This is a genomic window from Streptomyces sp. NPDC102406 (genome assembly GCF_044765725.1).
Classification (GTDB): domain Bacteria; phylum Actinomycetota; class Actinomycetes; order Streptomycetales; family Streptomycetaceae; genus Streptomyces.
On sequence record NZ_JBIWKP010000007.1, the window covers coordinates 158,343 to 176,973 of the forward strand.

15 protein-coding genes are annotated in these 18,631 nt (G+C 71.8%); 4 read left to right on the forward strand and 11 right to left on the reverse strand.

Features of this window, described 5'->3' with window-relative positions; translation table 11 throughout:
• Window positions 1-95: 95 nt before the first annotated feature.
• The 3 genes from smc to ACIRF8_RS26625 form a co-directional block, all read right to left on the reverse strand.
• Window positions 96-3,743 carry a chromosome segregation protein SMC gene (gene smc / locus ACIRF8_RS26615; RefSeq protein WP_404218484.1) on the reverse strand — a complete coding sequence of 1,216 codons (3,648 nt, stop codon included), beginning with the start codon at window positions 3,741-3,743 and terminating at the stop codon, window positions 96-98.
• Between the two features lie 233 nt (window positions 3,744-3,976).
• On the reverse strand, window positions 3,977-4,180 hold the full coding sequence (locus tag ACIRF8_RS26620) for a hypothetical protein (protein ID WP_404218486.1): 204 nt from the start codon (window positions 4,178-4,180) through the stop codon (window positions 3,977-3,979).
• 380 nt (window positions 4,181-4,560) lie between these two features.
• Window positions 4,561-4,842 carry an acylphosphatase gene (locus tag ACIRF8_RS26625; protein ID WP_404218489.1) on the reverse strand — a complete coding sequence of 94 codons (282 nt, stop codon included), beginning with the start codon at window positions 4,840-4,842 and terminating at the stop codon, window positions 4,561-4,563.
• A 140-nt stretch (window positions 4,843-4,982) separates the two neighbouring features.
• Between ACIRF8_RS26625 and ACIRF8_RS26630 the strand changes: the two genes are divergently transcribed.
• Together ACIRF8_RS26630 and ACIRF8_RS26635 are read left to right on the forward strand one after the other, a co-directional pair.
• Window positions 4,983-6,101 (forward strand): CAP domain-containing protein, encoded by a 1,119-nt coding sequence (locus ACIRF8_RS26630; protein ID WP_404218491.1) that lies wholly within the window; start codon window positions 4,983-4,985, stop codon window positions 6,099-6,101.
• Window positions 6,102-6,225: 124 nt separating this feature from the next.
• Entirely contained in the window at window positions 6,226-6,606 is a 381-nt protein-coding gene (locus ACIRF8_RS26635) for a winged helix-turn-helix transcriptional regulator (protein WP_404218493.1), read from the forward strand.
• Here ACIRF8_RS26635 and mutM read toward each other — a convergent pair.
• The 8 genes from mutM to recG form a co-directional block, all read right to left on the reverse strand.
• The gene (gene mutM / locus ACIRF8_RS26640; RefSeq protein WP_404218495.1) at window positions 6,579-7,448 is read right to left on the reverse strand and encodes a bifunctional DNA-formamidopyrimidine glycosylase/DNA-(apurinic or apyrimidinic site) lyase; all 870 of its coding nucleotides are present in this window, start codon (window positions 7,446-7,448) and stop codon (window positions 6,579-6,581) included. The two genes, ACIRF8_RS26635 and mutM, sit on opposite strands and share 28 nt — an antisense overlap.
• 108 nt (window positions 7,449-7,556) lie before the next feature.
• Complete coding sequence (gene rnc / locus ACIRF8_RS26645; RefSeq protein ID WP_404218497.1) at window positions 7,557-8,375, reverse strand: ribonuclease III; 819 nt, start codon at window positions 8,373-8,375, stop codon at window positions 7,557-7,559.
• Window positions 8,376-8,382: 7 nt separating this feature from the next.
• On the reverse strand, window positions 8,383-8,556 hold the full coding sequence (rpmF, locus tag ACIRF8_RS26650) for a 50S ribosomal protein L32 (RefSeq protein ID WP_030361955.1): 174 nt from the start codon (window positions 8,554-8,556) through the stop codon (window positions 8,383-8,385).
• Between the two features lie 2 nt (window positions 8,557-8,558).
• Complete coding sequence (locus ACIRF8_RS26655; RefSeq protein ID WP_404218780.1) at window positions 8,559-9,215, reverse strand: YceD family protein; 657 nt, start codon at window positions 9,213-9,215, stop codon at window positions 8,559-8,561.
• A 168-nt stretch (window positions 9,216-9,383) separates the two neighbouring features.
• Window positions 9,384-10,484: an ATP synthase F0 subunit B gene (locus ACIRF8_RS26660; protein WP_404218782.1), complete on the reverse strand. Its 1,101-nt coding sequence runs from the start codon at window positions 10,482-10,484 to the stop codon at window positions 9,384-9,386.
• Between the two features lie 100 nt (window positions 10,485-10,584).
• Window positions 10,585-11,064 (reverse strand): pantetheine-phosphate adenylyltransferase, encoded by a 480-nt coding sequence (coaD, locus tag ACIRF8_RS26665; RefSeq protein ID WP_404218499.1) that lies wholly within the window; start codon window positions 11,062-11,064, stop codon window positions 10,585-10,587.
• Between the two features lie 26 nt (window positions 11,065-11,090).
• Window positions 11,091-11,687 carry a 16S rRNA (guanine(966)-N(2))-methyltransferase RsmD gene (gene rsmD / locus ACIRF8_RS26670; RefSeq protein ID WP_404218501.1) on the reverse strand — a complete coding sequence of 199 codons (597 nt, stop codon included), beginning with the start codon at window positions 11,685-11,687 and terminating at the stop codon, window positions 11,091-11,093.
• Between the two features lie 72 nt (window positions 11,688-11,759).
• The gene (gene recG / locus ACIRF8_RS26675) at window positions 11,760-13,967 is read right to left on the reverse strand and encodes an ATP-dependent DNA helicase RecG (protein WP_404218503.1); all 2,208 of its coding nucleotides are present in this window, start codon (window positions 13,965-13,967) and stop codon (window positions 11,760-11,762) included.
• A 162-nt stretch (window positions 13,968-14,129) separates the two neighbouring features.
• Between recG and ACIRF8_RS26680 the strand changes: the two genes are divergently transcribed.
• Window positions 14,130-15,941: an HSP90 family protein gene (locus ACIRF8_RS26680; RefSeq protein ID WP_404218505.1), complete on the forward strand. Its 1,812-nt coding sequence runs from the start codon at window positions 14,130-14,132 to the stop codon at window positions 15,939-15,941.
• Window positions 15,938-18,631 (forward strand): tetratricopeptide repeat protein, encoded by a 2,694-nt coding sequence (locus tag ACIRF8_RS26685; RefSeq protein WP_404218507.1) that lies wholly within the window; start codon window positions 15,938-15,940, stop codon window positions 18,629-18,631. The genes ACIRF8_RS26680 and ACIRF8_RS26685 overlap by 4 nt, the downstream gene beginning before the upstream one ends.

The window sequence follows — 18,631 nt, forward strand, 5'->3', positions numbered from 1 at the left end:
ATAGGCGTGGCGCCTTGAGTTCAAGTATTGAAGTCTGCTATCCGCTGCCGAAGTGTCACCCCGGGAGGGGTGTCCGGTGCTGCGGTGCTGCGGGGCTAGCGCAGCCGCTGGCTGATCACCTTCGACACCCCGTCGCCCTGCATGGAGACTCCGTACAGTGCGTCGGCCACCTCCATCGTCCGCTTCTGGTGCGTGATCACGATGAGCTGCGAGGCTTCCTGCAACTCCTGCATGATGCGGATGAGGCGCTGGAGATTCGTGTCGTCGAGAGCGGCCTCCACCTCGTCCATCACGTAGAACGGGCTGGGCCGCGCCTTGAAGATGGAGACCAGCAGGGCCACTGCCGTCAGCGACCGCTCGCCGCCCGAGAGCAGGCTCAGGCGCTTGACCTTCTTGCCCGGCGGGCGGGCCTCGACATCCACGCCCGTGGTGAGCATGTTGTCGGGATCGGTCAGGATCAGCCGTCCTTCACCACCTGGGAACAAGCGGCTGAAAACGCCCTCGAACTCGCGTGCGGTGTCGCGGTAGGCCTCGGTGAAAACCTGCTCGACCCGCTCGTCCACCTCCTTCACCACCTGAAGGAGGTCCGTGCGGGTCTTCTTCAGGTCCTCCAACTGCTCACTGAGGAATTTGTGGCGCTCTTCCAGCGCCGCGAACTCCTCCAGGGCCAGCGGGTTGACCTTCCCGAGCTGCTGGTACGCGCGCTCCGCGGACTTGAGTCGCTTCTCCTGCTCCGAACGGACGAAGGGCCGCGGCCTGTTGCGCGGATGCTCCGGGTCCTCCGGCAGTTCCTCGCCCTCGGCGGGGAGCGAGGGCGGCACAGGCTGACCGGGACCGTAGTCCGCGACGAGCCCGGCCGGTTCGACACCCAGTTCCTCCAGAGCCTTGGTCTCGAGCTGCTCGATGCGCAGCCGCTTCTCGGCTCCTAGTACCTCGCCTCGGTGAACTGAATCAGTCAGCTTGTCGAGTTCTGCCTTCAGATCGCGACCGCGGGCCCGCTCGGCGACCAGGTCCCGCTCCCGCTCGGCCTTGGCCCGCTCCGCCAGGGTCCGCTCCTCGTCGGCCCGGGCGAGGGACACCTCGACGTGCGCGAGGAGCTGGCGGGCGCCGGCCGCGACCGCGCCGGCGACCGCGGCCTCGTGCGCCAGGCGGGCGCGCTGTCGCTCGGCACGCGCGCGTGCCTCGCGTTCGGCGCGGGCCGCCCGGTCGAGCGAGTCGGCGCGTCCGGCGAGCCCCTTCACCCGCTCCTCGTGCGTACGCACCTGGAGGCGGGCCTCCATCTCGGTCTGGCGGGCGTTGGCCCCGTCGGCCGAGAGCCGGTCCCGCACGGAGGTGTCCGGTTCCTCGTCCCCGCCGTCCCCGAAGGGGGCCTGCTCCTCCGCCACCGCGAGCCGCTCGGCCAGCTCCTGGGCGTCCATGGCCGCCTGCTCCAGCGCGTCCTGCGCCTTGGCCGCCGCGGCGGCGCTGCGCTCGGCCTCCCCCACGGCGCCGCGCGCCTGCCCGGCGAGCCGCCCGAGCTCCTTGGCACGCCCCGAACGCTCCCGCTCTATGGCGCGCTGCCGCTGCCCCAGCTCCTCGACGAGCCCCGCGCACTCCTTGCGCCGCTCGGCCGCCGCGTGCTGCGCCTCGGCCAGCTCCTCGCACTGCGCGGCCAGCCGCTCCAGCTCGGCGGCGGCCTCGTCGACGGACGCCCGCACCTCAAGGAGGCTGGGCGCCCCGGCGGAACCGCCCTGCGCGAAGTGCGCCCCGAGCAGATCCCCTTCGGCGGTCACCGCGGTCAGCTCGGGCCGCGCGTACACCAGGTCCTCGGCGTCCTCCAACGTCCCCACGACCACGATGCCGCGCAGCAGGTGCCGCACGGCGGGCATCAGCTCGGCGGGGCCGCGGACCAGGTCGGCGGCCGGGGGGTGGGCGGGAGGCGGGTCGTTCTGCGCGTGTCCGGTCAGGGTCGCGGCGGACAGGGTGCTCAAGGACCCCTCTTCGCGCGCATTGCTCGGCGACAGCCCCTCGTAGGTCCCCGCCGGGTCCCCGGCCAGGAGCAGGGCGGCGCGCCCCGCGTCCTGTTTGCGCAGCAGGCGAATCGCTTCCGCGGCCGAGGCGGGCGTGGTCACGGCGATCGCGTCGGCCGCCGCGCCGAACGCCGCCGCCACCGGCACCTCGAACCCCGGCACCACCGACAGCAGTTCGGCGGCGGGCCCGAGGACCCCGGTCAGCCGCTCCCTCGCCCCGAGCAGCGCCCCCGTGCCGTCCTTCCTGCGCAGCCCCAGTGCGAGCGCCTCGTGCCGCGCGGCGACCGCGGCCCGTCTGCGCTCCGCGGACGTCGCCGCCTCGCGGGCGGAGGTCAGGGCGGACTCGGCATCGGCGAGCGCGGCCTTGGCGTCCTCCAGCCGGGTCGCGAGCTCCTCGTCCCCGGCGTCGAGCCCGTCGACCTCGGCCTTGAGCTGCTCGTACTCCTCCTGCGCGGCCTCGGCCCGCTGCTGTGCCCCGTCCCGGGCGGCGGCGAGCCGGCCGATCTCGGCCTGCGCGGACGCGGCGCGCGAACGGGCGGCGTCGACCTGGCCACGGAGCCGGGCCAGACCTTCCCTGCGATCGGCGACCGCGCGGGCCACGTCCCTGAGGCGACGCTCCTCGACCGCCAACTCCCGCTCCAGGTCGGCCCGGTGGGCGACGGTCTCGTCGAGCGCGACCTGGGCGGCTTCGAGCGCCGCGGCCAGCTCGGCCTCCTGCTCCCGCACCCGGGCGGCCTCCCGCTCCAGATCCTCGGGCTCGCGTCCGCGCCGCTCCTCGACCGGGACGGAGGTGGCGCTCTTGACCCGCGCGTCGGCCAGCGAGATCGTGCCGCGGACCCGCTCGGCCAACTGCGACAGTTCGTACCAGCTCTGCTGCGCCCGCTGGAGCCGGGGCGTCAACTGCCGCACCTGGTCCTCCAACTGCCCCTCGCGCAGCAGCGCCTTCTTCAGCTCCTCCTCGGCCGCTTCCTTGCGCTGCTTCAGCGCGGCCTCGTCGGCGATCTCCGTGCTGAGCGCTTCCTGGAGCCGTACGAGGTCGTCGGCGAGGAGCCGCAGCCGGGCGTCGCGCAGGTCGGCCTGGATGACAGCGGCCCGGCGGGCGACGGCGGCCTGTCTGCCCAGCGGCTTCAACTGCCGCCGCAGTTCGTCGGTCAGGTCCTGGACGCGGGCGAGGTTGGCCCGCATCGCGTCCAGCTTCCGCAGCGCCTTCTCCTTGCGCTTACGGTGCTTGAGGACGCCCGCGGCCTCCTCGATGAAGGCGCGGCGCCCCATGGGATCGGCGTGCAGGACGCCGTCGAGCTGCCCCTGTCCGACGATGACGTGCATCTCCCGCCCGATGCCGGAGTCGGACAGCAGGTCCTGGATGTCGAGCAGCCGGCAGGTGTCCCCGTTGATCTGGTACTCGCTGCCGCCGTTGCGGAACATGATCCGCGTGATGGTGACCTCGGCGTACTCGATGGGCAGCGCGCCGTCGGAGTTGTCGATGGTGAGCGAGACCTCGGCCCGTCCCAGCGGGGGGCGCCCGGTGGTGCCGGCGAAGATGACGTCCTCCATCTTGCCGCCGCGCAGCGACTTGGCGCCCTGCTCCCCCATGACCCAGCTCAGGGCGTCCACGACATTGGACTTGCCGGAACCGTTGGGGCCCACGACGCAGGTGATGCCCGGCTCGAACCGCAGCGTGGTGGCCGAGGCGAACGATTTGAACCCGCGCAGGGTCAGAGCCTTGAGATGCACGCCGTCGGACTCTACCGGGCGCCCGTGTCTCACTGCATGAACCAACGGTTTCGCCGAGGAGGGTGCAGGGCACATCAGACGTTAAGAAAGAGCCGGGGCGTGCGGAGGGGAGCGAGGGCACCGGCCGCGGGGCACGGGAGGAAAAAGAAAGAAGGGACGCCGAAGCGTCCCTTGCAGATTTCTCTAGAGCGGCTGGTTACGAACAGCCTGCTCACGCGCGTCTCTGGGCGTGATCAGGTGAGCGCCGGCTCCGCCTGGGGTACGTCGATGCTCTCCATGAGAGAGTCGTGAGAAGCGGCAGCCGCGAGCGCGTCGTTCTCGGCCTGAATCCTGCCGAGCTCGGATTCGAGGTCCTGAACGCGCTGCTGGAGCCGTCGCATCTCGGCGAGGAGTCGCGGGTCGCTGCCGCCGACGTAACCGAGAAGCGCCTTTGCCATGATGGATGGTCCTCCACACTGAGTGACCGACGAAGCGGTGTGGGTTGTGAGGGAATCGCACCCGCGGTGCTTGGCACTTATTGTGTCCTGCTGCCGTTCTCACATGCCAAACGACTGCGGTGCGCGGGAATTCCAGAGTCTCACCAAAAAGTTTGACGGTCAACACGATCACGCCCCGTATTGGCGGGCAACCCGGTGCTTCGCGCCATGGATCCTGCGGCGCGGCCTGTCCTTCGGGGCCCTGGGGGCGTACTGATCATCCGTCCCGCAGGAGCCTGCCATGAGCGCCCCGCGTTGGCAACCACCAGGGCGTTTCTCCCCCGCACCGCTCCGGGAGGGACCCTTTTCCGGGGGCGCGCGGGCTCCTTCGCGGCGACGGCTCAGCGGATGGCGAACCCGTCGTAGCCGCCGCGGGGCGTGTCCCAGATCTCAGTGACGCCATCGACGCGGCCGGGTGTGTCGCTGCCGTGGAGCCAGTCGAGCAGTTGTTGGCACGCCTGCCGCTGCCCCTCGGCGACCACTTGGACGCGGCCGTCCTCCAGATTGAGAGCAAAACCACTCAGGCCGCCGATCTCCAGGGCCCGCGCCCGGGTGAACCAACGGAAACCCACACGTTGGACGCGTCCTCGCACCCAGGCGGTGAGCCGTACGTCTTCGTTCATGACTGCACGCTAACCGGCCAATTGCACTCGGGGCACTTCACCCCCTTGCGTCGTGCGGTACCGTCGCGGACCGATGAGCCTCACCCGTACGGGTGAGCCACATTGTCGACCGCGACCGCGAGGACGAGGAAGGCCAACACATGGGACGCCACCGACGCTCCGCCGCCGGCCGCGCCGCGGGCACCACGGAGACCTGTCCCGGGGGAACGTACGCCGAAGAGGCCGGAGACCACGGCGAGACGTACGACCAGACGTACGGCGCGGTTCAGGCGGGTCGGTACGCGGCCGAGCCCCCGCAGCGGCCGTCCCCTCGCGACCCGTACACATACGGACACACGTACGAGCACGGGTACGCGGACGACGCCACCGTGACCGGCCTGTACGGCTCCGTATCCCCGGCCGGCGGCGCGCCCCAGGAGTCGGCCGCCCGCTCCCACCGGCGCAAGAAGCGCGCCGCCGCCCCCGTCCGCACCGGGCTGCTCGGCGTCTCCGCCGCTGTCGCCATGGGCGCGGTCGCGGTGGCCTCCGGACTGATCCCGGGCCTCGACACCTACAAGCTCGGCGGCGATCACGACGGGAACAAGGTGCAGGCCGCCGACTCTCCCGCCGTCGAGGCGCAGGGCGGCACCGACGGCACGGTCGAGGGCCGCGCCCCGTCGGCCGCGAGCCGCGACACCGCACGCGCCACTCCGTCGGTCTCCCCTGCCACGTCCGCGTCGGCCAAGCCGTCCGCGAAGCCCTCGAAGGAACCGGCGCCGTCCAGGACGCCCTCCGCGGGCGGTGGCGGCGGTGGGGGCGGTACGACCAAGAGCGCGGCCCCGTCGACCGCGGCTCCCGCGAAGACGAAGGCGCCCACCGCCGAAGCCCCCGCCACGCCGCCGCGGGGCACGCCCGCGGCGCAGGTGCTGAGCCTCGTCAACCAGGAGCGCGCCAAGGTCGGCTGCGCCCCGGTCACCGCCGACAGCGGCCTCGCCTCGCTGGCGACCGCCTTCAGCGAGGACATGGCCGCGCGGGACTTCTTCGACCACACGGACCCGGACGGCGCGACCCCCTGGGACCGCGCCGAGAAGGCCGGAATATCGGACCTCGGCGGCGAGAACATAGCCCGCGGCCAGGCCACCGCCCAGTCCGTGATGGAGGCCTGGATGAACAGCCCCGGCCACAAAGCGAACATCCTCAACTGCGACTACAAGACGCTCGGCGTGGGCGTGCACTTCGGCTCCGGCGGACCTTGGTGGACGCAGGACTTCGGCTTCTGAGTCCTTGAGGAGTCATTGAGGAGTCACCGTCGGGCAGGGCCGCACACGCGGCCGTCGCGCCTAACGCGCTAACTGTCGGATAGCGCACCCCGACAGGTTGCGCTGGGCGCAGTATTCTCGGCGTATGGACTCCACTGACCTCGCCTACGACGTGTTCTCCAGGGCGTGCCCCTCCCGCGGCACGCTGGAGCATGTCACCGGCCGCTGGGGCGCGCTCACGCTCGGGGCGCTGCACGAGGGCTCGTTGCGCTTCAACGAGCTGCGCCGCCGCGTCGACGGGGTGAGCGAGAAGATGCTGTCCCAGACACTGCACGCGCTGGAGCGCGACGGCCTGGTCCACCGTGAGGCCCAGCCGACGAACCCGCCGCGCGTGGACTACGAGCTGACGCCGCTCGGCCAGGACGTGGCCGAGCGCCTGCTGGGCCTCATCCGCTTCGTGGAGGGGCGGATGGACGACGTCCTGGCGGCGCGTGAGCGCTACGACGCCGGGCGCGGGGGGCGCTGACAGCGCGGGCAGTAGTAGCTCGACCGGTTCATCCAGGGCCTGCGGCGCATGGGTGTGGCGCACCGCCGGCACGGCAGGCCCTCGCGTCCGTACGCGTCCAGGGACCGGTCGAAGTAGCCCGACTCCCCGTTCACGTTGACGTAGAGGGAGTCGAAGCTGGTGCCGCCGACGGCGAGCGCCGCGTTCATCACGTCCCGTACGTGGCCGAGGAGTTCGGCCGTGCGGGGGCGCGTGAGGGTGGCGGTGGGGCGCTCGTAGTGCAGCTTCGCGCGCCACAGGGCCTCGTCCGCGTAGATGTTGCCGACGCCGCTGATGAGCGACTGGTCGAGCAGCGCGCGCTTGATGGTGGTGCGCCTGCGGCGCAGCGCCTCATGGAAGGCCGCGTCGCCGAAGAGCGGGTCCAGGGGGTCGCGGGCGATGTGCGCGATGACGTCGGGCAGGCCGTCCGGGCTGTCGGCGGCGGTCTCGTGCAGTGAGAGGCCGCCGAAGGTGCGCTGGTCGACGAAGCGCAGTTCGGTGCCGAGGTCGTCGGCGAAGCGGACGCGGATGCGCAGGTGCTTCTCGTCCGGGGCGTCGTGCGGCTGGACCAGGAGCTGGCCGCTCATGCCGAGGTGGGCGAGCACGGACAGGTGCGCGGTCTCCAGCGGGAGCCAGAGGTACTTGCCGCGTCGGCTCGGCTCCCCGATGCGCTGCCCCTTGAGCCGCTGCGCGAAGTCGTCGCCGCCCGCGATGTGGCGGCGTACGGAGCGCGGGTGCAGGACCTCCGCGTCGGCGACGGTCCGGTGCGCCACCCAGCGGGCGAGCCCGCGCCGGACGACCTCCACTTCGGGCAGCTCTGGCACGGGTTCCTCCGGACGGCGGTGTGAGGGGCGGACGGGGTCGTGGGGGTGTGAAAAACGCCCGTCCCCGTCGGCCGGGGCCGGTGGGGACGGGCGCAGGAAGCGCAGCGGTTACGCGCCGGAGGCGGTTTCGGCTGCCGCCTCCTCCGGGACGGTGGCCGAAGCCACGGCCGCGGCCCGCTCGTCCGCGGCGGCGCGAATCGCACGCCACGCGGACTCAGCGGCCTGTTGCTCCGCTTCCTTCTTGCTGCGGCCGGTGCCGGTGCCGTACGAGACGCCTCCGACGCGGGCGGCAGCAGTGAAGGTCTTCTCGTGATCGGGGCCGGTCTCGGAGACCAGGTACTCGGGAACGCCGAGCCCCTCGGTCGCCGTGAGCTCCTGGAGACTGGTCTTCCAGTCCAGGCCGGCTCCGAGATTCGAGGACTTCTCGATCAGCGGGTCGAACAACCGGTGCACCAACTCACCGGCCGCGTCCAGCCCCTGATCCAGATAGACCGCGCCGATCACCGCTTCAAGGGTGTCGGCCAGAATGGACGCCTTGTCCCGGCCGCCCGTGCCTTCCTCGCCCCGGCCGAGCCGGATGAAGGAGCCCAGGTCGAGACCGCGACTGACCTCCGCCAGCGCACGCGAATTGACCACCGCGGCCCGCAGCTTGGCCAGTTGGCCCTCGGGCAGGTCGGGGTGGGTGCGGTAGAGCGTGTCGGTGACCACGAGGCCGAGCACGGAGTCACCGAGGAACTCCAGGCGCTCGTTCGTGGGCAGTCCGCCGTTCTCGTACGCGTACGAGCGATGCGTCAGCGCACGCACCAGAAGGGCGGACTCGAGCTTGTACCCGAGCCGCCCTTCCAGAAGCGTGTGGGACGAGGCTGTGGTGTCGGCCTTTTTCTTGGCGTCATCCGCCGGTTTATGGCTAGCCACTGTGCCTCTCACCAGCCGCTCAGACCTCGAGGACCTGGCGCTTGTTGTAGGTGCCACAAGCGGGGCACGCGATGTGCTGCAGCTTGGGCTCCTGGCAACGCTCACACGAAACCAAGGTGGGGACCGCAGCCTTCCACTGCGACCGGCGGTGGCGCGTGTTGCTGCGCGACATCTTCCGCTTCGGAACAGCCACGGCTACTTCTCCTGCTTCTCGTCGACGTGCGCTGATCGGTGCGCGTCGCCGCTCATCTCGTCCTTCTCGCCGTCCTGGATGGATCCAGCGAGTCCCTGCAAAGCCGCCCAACGGATGTCGACGGCGTCATGATGATGTCCCGGTTCGTCCGCGAGCCGCACCCCACACTCGGAGCACAGTCCCTCGCAGTCGTCCTGGCACACCGGCTGCATCGGCAGTGCGAGCACCACCGCATCACGCAGCACGGGCTCGAGGTCGAACAAGCCGTCCTCGAGAAAGAGCCTGTCCTCGTCCTCTGGGGATTCCCCGGCGTCGTCGGCCGGTTCCGTGCGGACACGGCCCCGGTCGTCGGCGTCAGGGTACGAGAACATCTCCTGGAAGTCCGCTTCGGCGTCGAGGCCGATCGGCTCCAGACACCTTACGCACTCCCCCTTCGCCAGTGCACGGGCGGTGCCTGTGACAAGCACCCCTTCCATGACCGACTCAAGACGGAGTTCGAGCTCCACCGGGTCGCCTTCCGGCACCCCGATGACTCCCTGGATACCGAGGTCCTTGGGAGCGTCGACCGTGCGGGACAGCCGCTGCATGGCACCAGGACGCCGACCCAGCTCGTGTGTGTCGAACACGAGTGGGTTGCGGTGGTCGAGGCGAGTACTCAGGGCTGTTCCTGCTTTCGATCTTCGAAACTCATGGGGATCGCCGCCGCGAGATTTCGGGGCAGCTTGAGATCACACGTGTACGCGCGACCGAAGAACCAGGGTACTGGACCTTTCGCTCTCGGCCCAATCCGGCCCCGGCCGCCCCGGTGCCACCCCGTGGGGGCGGCGTCAGCGGCCCTGTTCGTACTGCCGCATCTGCTCCAGGCTGATCATGCTCGTGTCGAAGAGGCTGGTCTCGTCGAGCGCGCCCGACTGGTCCTGCCCCTGCTCGCGCTGTTCGTGCTGCTGCGGCTCGTGCTGCTGGTACCCGTACGGATCCTGCTGCTGATAGGCGGCGTACGGGTCCTGCTGCGGCTGCTGGTAGCCGTACGCGTCCTGCTGGTACGCGGCGTACGGGTCCTGCTGTCCGTAATCCTGCTGCTGGTACGCGTAGGGGTCCTGCTGCTGCGCGTAGGCCGCGGCCGGCTGCTGCGCGGGGATCTGCGGCGCGGCCACGGGTTCGGGCTGCTGCCGCTCCGGGGCCTGGCTCTGACCCTGGCTCTGGCCGCTCATGTCGGCCAGGCCCGCCAGATAGTCGGCGTCGCTGGTGTGCGCCTGGGCGCCGCCCTCGGCGTCCATGGACAGCGCGCCCAGGTCGTCGCTGGCGATCCGGCCGTGCAGCTTCTGGCGGCCCTTGCCGACGGCCTCCAGGGTCTTGGCGAGCACCGCCTCGAAGGCGCCCAGCTTGGTGTCGACGTAGGCGTCGGCGTCGCGGCGCAGCGTCTCCGGGTCGTGGCTGCGCTCGGGGGCGTCCTCGTCCTCGTAGCCCTGGGCATCCGTGCCGGGGCCGGTGCCGAGGAGTTTCTCGCGGCCGCGGCCGACCGAGCCGAGGGTCTTGGTGAGCACGACCTCGAAGTTGGCCAGCTTGGAGTCGACGTAGTCGTCGGCCTCCGCGCGGACCTCCTCGGCCTCCTGGCGGGCCTCGGCGAGGATCCGGTCGGCCTCCTCCTGCGAGCGGCGGGCGATCTCGGTGTCGGCGATCAGGGAGCCGCGCTCGGCGTGCGCGGTCTCGATGATCCGGTCGGCCTCCGCCCGGGCCTGCTCGACCATCTGCTCACGGCCGCCGATGAGCTCCTGGGCCTGGGCGAGCGAGCCGGGCAGCGCCTGGCGCACCTCTTCGAGCATCGCGAGCAGCTCGGCGCGGTTGACCACGCACGAGGCCGACATGGGCATGGACCGGGCACTGCCGACCGTGGCGACGATCTCGTCGAGCTTCTTCTGCACGTCCACCGTGTGCTCGCCACTCTCTCGTCTTGTCACTGTCGTTACTGGGCTGACAGGGGGTTTGGAGACGGACGGGACGACTGTATGCCCAACCGGCGCCTGGGTGTCACTTCTTGGGCAGGCGCTCGGTCAGGGCCCGGTGCACCAGCGGCGGGACCAGGTGCGAGACGTCGCCGCCCCAGGCCGCGACCTCCTTGACGAGCGAGGAGGACAGGAAGCTGTAGGTGGGGTTGGTGGGGACGAAGAGGGTCTCGACGCCCGAGAGGCCGTTGTTCATCTGGGCCATCTGCAACTCGTAGTCGAAGTCGCTGACCGCGCGCAGGCCCTTGACGATGGCAGGGATGTCGCGCTCCTTGCAGAAGTCGACGAGGAGGCCGTGGAAGGACTCCACCTCCACGTTGCCGAACTCGGCGGTGACCTCGCGGATCAGGTCGATCCGCTCGTCGACCGTGAAGAGGCCCTTCTTGGACTGGTTGATCATCACCGCGACGTGCACGACGTCGTACAGCTTGGAGGCTCGGGCGATGATGTCGAGGTGGCCGTTGGTGATGGGGTCGAATGACCCGGGACAGACTGCGCGGCGCACGGGAAGTCCCTCGCTCTCCGGTCCGGTCATCGTGCGTCGTCGCACGTGAGGGTGGTGTTCAAGGCGGCGCGACCGTACCAAAACGTGCCCTCGCCGTAGCGACGGGACCTCAGTCCCTCGAAACCGTCGGGCCACCGGAAATCGCCGCCTCTGGTGCTGCGTTCAACGGTGACGAGCGCGTCGTCCGTGAGCCAGCCCTGAGTGCGGAGTGTGAGCAGGATCTCCCGAAGATCGTCGTCCGAGACGGCGTACGGGGGGTCGAGAAAGACCAGGTCGTAGGGGGTGGCCGGGGGCGGCCCCGCGACGACTTGTTCCGCTTTTCCGGTACGTGCCTCCGCCCCCGGCAGACCGAGCGCGCCGATGTTCTCGCGGACGGTGCGGGCGGCGCGGGCGTCGGCCTCGACGAGCAGGGCGTGCGCCGCGCCCCGGGAGAGGGCCTCCAGGCCGACGGCGCCCGAGCCCGCGTAGAGGTCGGCGACGCGGGTGCCGTCGAGGGTGCCGAGCAGCGCCTGCCAGGTGGAGAAGAGGCCCTCGCGCGCGCGGTCGGAGGTGGGGCGGGTGCCGTTGCCCGGCGGCACGGCCAGGCGGCGTCCGCCGGCGCGCCCGGCGATCACGCGGGTCATCTCAGTCCTTGTCGGCTTGTCGACTCATCTGTGTCTCGGGGCGGACCCGTCGGGGCCCGCCTGATCAGTGTCTCAGCCCTTGTCGAGGTACTGCTCCCGCTCCTCGTCCAGGAGGGCGTCGAGGGCGGTGCGCAGGCCGGGCAGCCGCTCCAGGTCCGGGTCGGCGGCGACCACTCCGGTCGCCTCCTCCCGCGCCTCGGCGATGATCTCCTCGTCCTCGATGACGGTGAGCATCCGCAGGGAGGACCGCACACCGGACTGGGCCTGCCCGAGGACGTCGCCCTCCCGGCGCTGCTCCAGGTCGATGCGGGAGAGCTCGAAGCCGTCGAGCGTGGCGGCGACGGCGCCCAGGCGCGCGCGGGCCGGGGCGGCCTCGGGCATCTCGGTGACCAGGAGGCACAGGCCGGGCGCCGAGCCGCGGCCGACGCGGCCCCGTAGCTGGTGGAGCTGGGAGACGCCGAAGCGGTCGGCGTCCATGATCACCATGGCGGTCGCGTTCGGCACGTTCACGCCGACCTCGATGACGGTCGTCGCCACCAGGACGTCGGTCTCGCCCGCGGCGAAGCGGCGCATCACGGCGTCCTTGTCGTCGGGCTGCATCCGGCCGTGCAGCACCTCGACGCTGAGCCCGTGGAGCGGCCCGCTCGAAAGTTCCTGGGCCACGTCGAGCACGGCGAGCGGCGGCCGCTTCTCGGCCTCGTCCTCGGCGGACTGCTTCTTCTTGCCCTTCTTGGGCTTGTCGTCCTCGTCGTCGCCGATGCGGGGGCAGACCACGTACGCCTGGTGTCCGTTGCCCACTTCCTCGCGCACGCGCTCCCACGCGCGGGAGAGGAAATGCGGCTTGTCGGCGGCGGGCACCACATGGCTGGCGATGGGCGAGCGTCCGGCCGGGAGCTGATCGAGGACGGAGGTCTCCAGGTCGCCGAAGACCGTCATGGCGACCGTGCGCGGGATCGGTGTGGCGGTCATGACGAGGAGGTGCGGGGGCTGCTTGCCCTTGGAGCGCAGGGCGTCGCGCTGCTCCACACCGAACCGGTGCTGTTCGTCCACGACGACCAGACCGAGATCGTGGAACTGCACCTTGTCCTCGATCAGCGCGTGCGTGCCGATGACGATGCCGGCCTCGCCGGTGACCAGGTCGAGCAGGGCCTGACGGCGCGCGGCGGTGCCCATGGAGCCGGTGAGCAGGACGACCTTGGTGGAGTGCTCGGAGCCGCCGAGCATGCCGCCCTGCGCCAACTCGCCCATCATCTCGGTGATCGAGCGGTGGTGCTGCTGGGCGAGGACCTCGGTGGGCGCGAGCATTGCGGCCTGACCGCCCGCGTCGACGACGGTGAGCATGGCGCGGAGCGCGACCATGGTCTTGCCGGAGCCCACTTCGCCCTGGAGCAGCCGGTGCATCGGATGGTCGGTCGCCAGATCGTCGAAGATCTCCTTGGAGACCTTCTGCTGGCCGTCGGTGAGGGTGAACGGGAGCTTCGCGTCGAAGGCCGCGAGGAGACCGTCGGGCTTCGCCGCGCGCGGGGCGGCGGTCAGTTGGGTGTCCGCGAAGCGGCGCCGGGCGAGGGCGACCTGGAGGACGAACGCCTCGTCCCACTTGAGGCGGGCGCGCGCGTCGGCGACGTCGGCCTTGGTGTGCGGCCGGTGGATCTTGAGCAGCGCCTCCGGGAGCGGGACCAGGCCCCGGCCCTCCCGCAGTGACTCCGGCAGCGGGTCGACGGCCTCCCGGGCGCTGGGCAGCACCAGGTCGACGGCCTTGGCGATCTTCCAGGACTCCAGCTTGGCGGTGGCCGGGTAGATCGGGAGCAGCGCACCCGCCCAGGAGCCGACGGTCTCGGCCGCCTCCTCCGACGAGTCGGCGCTCAGCAACTGGTACGCGGGATGCGCGAGCTGCATCTTCCGGTTGAACACCCCGACCTTGCCGGCGAACATCGCGCGGGTGCCCGGCAGCAGGTCCTTGTGCGGCTTGTGGATGCCCCGGCCGAAGAAGACGAGCTGGAGCTGGCCGCTGCCGTCGGTGATGGTGACTTCGAGGCGCTGCCCGCTCCCTCCGTTGAACCGCAGGACGCGGGCGGTCGCGACCTGGGCGACGACCGTGACGTGCTCGTCGAGGGGCAGCTCCGCGAGGCGGGTCAGCTCGCCGCGCTCCGCGTATCTGCGCGGGTAGTGGTGGAGCAGGTCCCCCACGGTGTGCAGGCCTAGGTGCTCGGCCATCACCTTCGCGGTGGGGGGACCGAGCACTTTCTTCAGCGGTTCTTCGAGCACGGGCACGAGATCCATTGCACACCACGCCACTGACAATCCCGCGAACGTCCCTGAAAACCGCTGGTCACAAGGGGCTCTCCAGCCCTAGGATGACCGGCTCCGGCCCTTGATCGCGGTCACCTCCCACGGGACCGCCCGACCCGCGCCGTCGCCCGTCCCCCCACCGGCGCAGCGACGATGAACTCACAGACACCGCACACCTTCCAGGTCGACCTGCGCGGCCTCGTCGACCTGCTCTCCCACCACCTGTACTCCAGCCCGAAGGTCTATCTGCGCGAGTTGCTCCAGAACGCGGTGGACGCCATCACGGCCCGGCGCGCCGAACAGCCCGACGCCCCCGCCACGGTGCGCCTGTTCGCGGAGGGCGGGTCGCTGCGGGTCGAGGACTCCGGCATCGGCCTGACCGAGGCCGACGTGCACAACCTGCTGGCGACGATCGGCCGCAGCTCCAAGCGCGGCGACGGCCTGGAGTCGGCCCGCGCCGACTTCCTCGGCCAGTTCGGCATCGGCCTGCTCGCCTGCTTCGTCGTCGCCGAACGGATCCGGGTGGTCAGCCGCAGCGCGCGTACGCCCGACGCGCCGCCGGTCGAATGGACGGCCCGTGACGACGGCTCGTACACGGTCCGTACGCTCCCGGACACGGCCCGCGCGGAACCCGGCACGACCGTGCACCTGGAGGCCCGCGCGGGCGCCGCCGACTGGCTGGCCGGGGAGCGGGTCCTGTCGCTGGCACGGAACTTCGGTTCGCTGTTGCCGTACGACGTGCGTGTGGGGGACGCGCAGGTCACCGACCTGCCCGCCACCTGGAGCCGTGCGTATCCCAGCCCGGCCGCGCGCCGCGTGGCGCTGGCCCGCCACTGCCAGGAGTTGTTCGGCTTCGCGCCGCTGGACTCGATCGACCTGGACGTGCCGCTCGCCGGGATCCGGGGCGTCGCCCATGTGCTGCCGCAGGCCGTCAGCCCGGCGCAGCGCGCGGGGCATCGCGTCCACCTCAAGGGCATGCTGCTCACCGACCGGGCCGAGCATCTGCTGCCCGACTGGGCCTTCTTCGTGCGCTGCGTGATCGACACGGACAGCCTGCGCCCCACCGCCTCACGGGAGTCGCTGTACGAGGACGAGACCCTGGCCGCCGTACGGGAGGCCCTGGGTGAGCGGATCCGTGACTGGCTGACCTCGCTCGCGGCCGGTGACCCCGAGCGGCTCGCGGCGTTCTTGTCGGTGCACCACCTGGGCGTCAAGTCCCTTGCGCGGCACGACAAGGAGATGCTGCGCACGATGCTTCCCTGGCTGCCCTTCGAGACGACGGACGGGCGGCTCTCCTTGGAGGAGTTCGCCCAGCGACACCCCGTCGTGCACTTCACACGGACCGTCGAGGAGTACCGGCAGGTCGCGCCGATCGCCTCCGCGCAGGGCATCGGGGTCGTCAACGGCGGTTATACGTATGACGCCGATCTCGTCGAGGCACTGCCCTCGGTGCGCCCCGGCACGACCGTCTCGCAACTCGACGCGGACACGGTGACCGCGCACCTGGACGCCGTCGACCCGGCCGAAGAACTGGCGCTGTCCGCCTTCCTGGCCGCCGCGCGGGCCAGGCTCGACCCGTTGGGCTGCGACGTCGCCCTGCGCGCCTTTCATCCGCTGACGGTGCCCGCGCTGCACCTGGACGACCGGGCGGCCCGGCACGAGCAGGCGCGCGCGGAGGCCGAAGCGCAGGCCGACGATCTGTGGGCGGGCATCCTCGGCTCACTGCGCGGCAGCGCCCCGCGCGCGCGGCTGGTGCTCAACCACCTGAACCCGCTGATCCGCCGGGTGAGTTCGCTCGCGGACCCGGAGCTGATCGGCACGGCGGCCGAGGCGCTGTACGGGCAGGCGCTCCTGATGGCGCAGCGCCCGCTGCGCCCCGCCGACTCCGCGCTCCTGAACCGCTCGTTCATCGGCCTCCTGGAGTGGGCCACGCACCCTGGCACCGGAAAGGACGACGCCCGATGAACACGGCCATGGACCTGGACGCACTGCGCCGCGCGATGGCGGAGAACGCCGCGCAGCCCGAGGGGCCCGCCCGCGGCGCCCGTGCGGAGCGGTTGCTCGTGGAGGCGGAGAAGGTCGGTGAACCGCTCGCCGTGATCGAGGCGCTCGGCCACCAGCTCCAGATGTACAACTACAGCTCCGAGAAGGACAAGATGTTCGTTCCCTTCGCGCGCCTGCTGCGCATGTGGGACGAGCGCCCCGAGGACTTCGACGCCTACGAGACGCATTCGCTGCACTGGGTCTTCAAGTGGATGTCCGGCGGCATGCTGAACCAGCCGCACATCCCGCTCGCCTCCGTAGAGAAGTGGCTCGGCGAGATGGAGCACCGCTACAAGGTGGCCGGTCACTCCGAGCGGGCTGTCCGTATGAGCGAGTTCTACGTCGCCGACCACGTGGGCGACGAGGAGCGGGCCACGCGCGCGTACGAGGCGTGGCTGGCGGCCGACCGCGACGACATGGCGGACTGTCATGCCTGCGAGCTGAACGGGCAGGGTGAGCGCCAGTCGGACCTGCGGCGGGACGAACGGGCGCTTGAGTTGTGGCGGCCCGTCCTGGAGGGTGAGCACCGTTGCGCGCACGAGCCGCACGCCACGCTCGCCGCGTCGCTGCTTCCCCTGTTGCGCCTGGGCCGTCCCGAGGAGGCCCGCGCGAACCACCTGCGCGGCTACCGTCTCGTACGGTCCATGGAGTCCATGCGGACCGCTTTCGCCGCGCACGTCGAGTTCTGCGCCCTGACCGGCAACGAGGCACGGGCCCTTGAGCTGCTGGCGGAGCGGCCCGCGTACTTCACGGACAGCGGTAACCCGCAGGCCCTGATGCAGTTCCTCGCCGTGACGGCGCTCGTCATGGACCGGCTGGTCGTGCTCGGCCTGGGCGAGCAGGAGGTTCCCGGGCCCGTGGGCCGCGCGTGGACGGCCGCCGAACTCGCCGTCCACGCGCGCGCGGAGGCGTTGTCCCTCGCCGCCCGCTTCGACGAGCGCAACGGCACCGCCCGCGTGAGCACGCGGATCCGGCGCCGGATGGACCAGCCGCCTGTGCTGGAGCGACTGCCCCTGGGCGTACGCGTCGTACGGACGGCCCCTGCGAAGCCTGCGGCCCCGGTGCCCGCGGAGCCGGCCTTGGACGCGGCGGCCCTGGTGGCCGAGGCGCGGCGGACGTCGGAGTCCGAGGGCGGCCCCGACGCGGCCCGCGCCTGGCAGGCGGCGGCGCGGGCCGCCGAGGCGGAGGGCCTGGAGCTCACCGTCCACGACCGCGCGGAGATCACCGACTACGCGGCCATGGAGTCCGAGGACGCGCCCGAACTCTTCGCTCGCGCGGCCGAGTTGTACGAGGCGGCAGGCGCCCCGGACGAGGCGAGGGCGGCACGCGCGCGGGGTGCGTACGCGCTGTCCCGCGCGGGGCGGACCGACGAGGCCTTCGCCGCCGTCCAGGAGCCGTACGAGCAGGTGCTCGGCATCCTGGAGGGCCTGGACGCCACGGGGGCCCGCCCGGCGGCCGCCGTGTTGGCGTGCCGCGCGCGCATCCTGCTCGCCGTCCACTCGGGGGACGCCGAGATCGCGGCGGCCGAGGAGTGCGTCCACCGGCTGCTCGCCCTCACGGAGCGGTTCGGCGACGTCCCGCGGCTCGCCTCGCAGGCCGCGTCGGCGCGGTCGATGCTCGGGGACATCGCGGTGCATCGCGGGGATGCCGGGACGGCCGTGGCGCTCTACGAGGAGGCCGCCGCCGCGCACGTGGCGGCGGGGCGTCCCTGGCTGGCCGTGGACTGCTCGGTGCGGCTCGCGGGGCTCGCGCGGGAGCGGGACGACGTGGCGGGCGCCGAGCGGGCGCTGCGGGCGGCGCTGGAGCACGGAGCGGCGCACCTGGACCCGCACGGCGCGGCACGGCTGCACCTTCAGCTCGCCGACGTCCTGGCCGCCACCGAGCAGTACGGGGCCGCGTCCGCGCACGCCCTGGAGGCCACGCACTGGGCCGACGAGGCGGGCGGCGACGCCGGGCTGGGTGCCTGGGCGCGCTTCCAGTTGGGCGGCCATCTGGTGCGCGAGGAGCGGATGGCGGAAGCCGCCGAGGTCCTGGAGTCGGCGCTGCTCGACCTGACCGAGGAGGACCACGGCGACGGGGCGATCGTGCAGGCCCACTGGTGGCTCGGTGACTGCGCCCGCGCGCTCGGCGAGCACCTTCGGTCCGCCGAGGCGTGGCTGAGGGCGGCGGAGACCGCCCAGCACTGGCCCGAGCAGCGTGACCACGCGATGCTGGCCAACCTGGCGGCGGACGCCCTCGACCGCGCCGGACGGCCCGAGGACGCGGATCGCGCCTACGCGCGCGCGGGCGAGCTGTGGGGCTCCCTCGGGCAGGTGTACGCGGTGGTGCGGTGCCTGCGCGCGCGTGCCTGGCTGGACTCCGCGTCGGCGGACGACGAGCGGGAGCTGATGGGCGCGGCGATCCGTGCCTGCGAGGAGGCGTTGGCCCGCGACGACGCCGACCGCCGGGCCCTGCTGTCCGAACTCGGTCACACGCACCGGCAGTTCGCCGAGCTGCTGGTCAGGCGCGACGACGAGGAGGGCACGGTCCACCTGGAGCGGGCCGTCGCCGCGTTCGACGGAGCGGGCGACACGGAGCGCCGGGACGAGGCCCGCGCGGCGCTCGCGCGATAG

What these genes read in the sequence shown, in the direction of transcription:
- ACIRF8_RS26625 (WP_404218489.1), bottom strand. Translation starts at nt 4,842, where the DNA reads ATGAACGAAGACGTACGGCTCACCGCCTGGGTGCGAGGACGCGTCCAA.
- ACIRF8_RS26620 (WP_404218486.1), bottom strand. Translation starts at nt 4,180, where the DNA reads ATGGCAAAGGCGCTTCTCGGTTACGTCGGCGGCAGCGACCCGCGACTC.
- ACIRF8_RS26685 (WP_404218507.1), top strand. Translation starts at nt 15,938, where the DNA reads ATGAACACGGCCATGGACCTGGACGCACTGCGCCGCGCGATGGCGGAG.
- ACIRF8_RS26635 (WP_404218493.1), top strand. Translation starts at nt 6,226, where the DNA reads ATGGACTCCACTGACCTCGCCTACGACGTGTTCTCCAGGGCGTGCCCC.
- ACIRF8_RS26630 (WP_404218491.1), top strand. Translation starts at nt 4,983, where the DNA reads ATGGGACGCCACCGACGCTCCGCCGCCGGCCGCGCCGCGGGCACCACG.
- recG (WP_404218503.1), bottom strand. Translation starts at nt 13,967, where the DNA reads ATGGATCTCGTGCCCGTGCTCGAAGAACCGCTGAAGAAAGTGCTCGGT.
- rsmD (WP_404218501.1), bottom strand. Translation starts at nt 11,687, where the DNA reads ATGACCCGCGTGATCGCCGGGCGCGCCGGCGGACGCCGCCTGGCCGTG.
- ACIRF8_RS26680 (WP_404218505.1), top strand. Translation starts at nt 14,130, where the DNA reads ATGAACTCACAGACACCGCACACCTTCCAGGTCGACCTGCGCGGCCTC.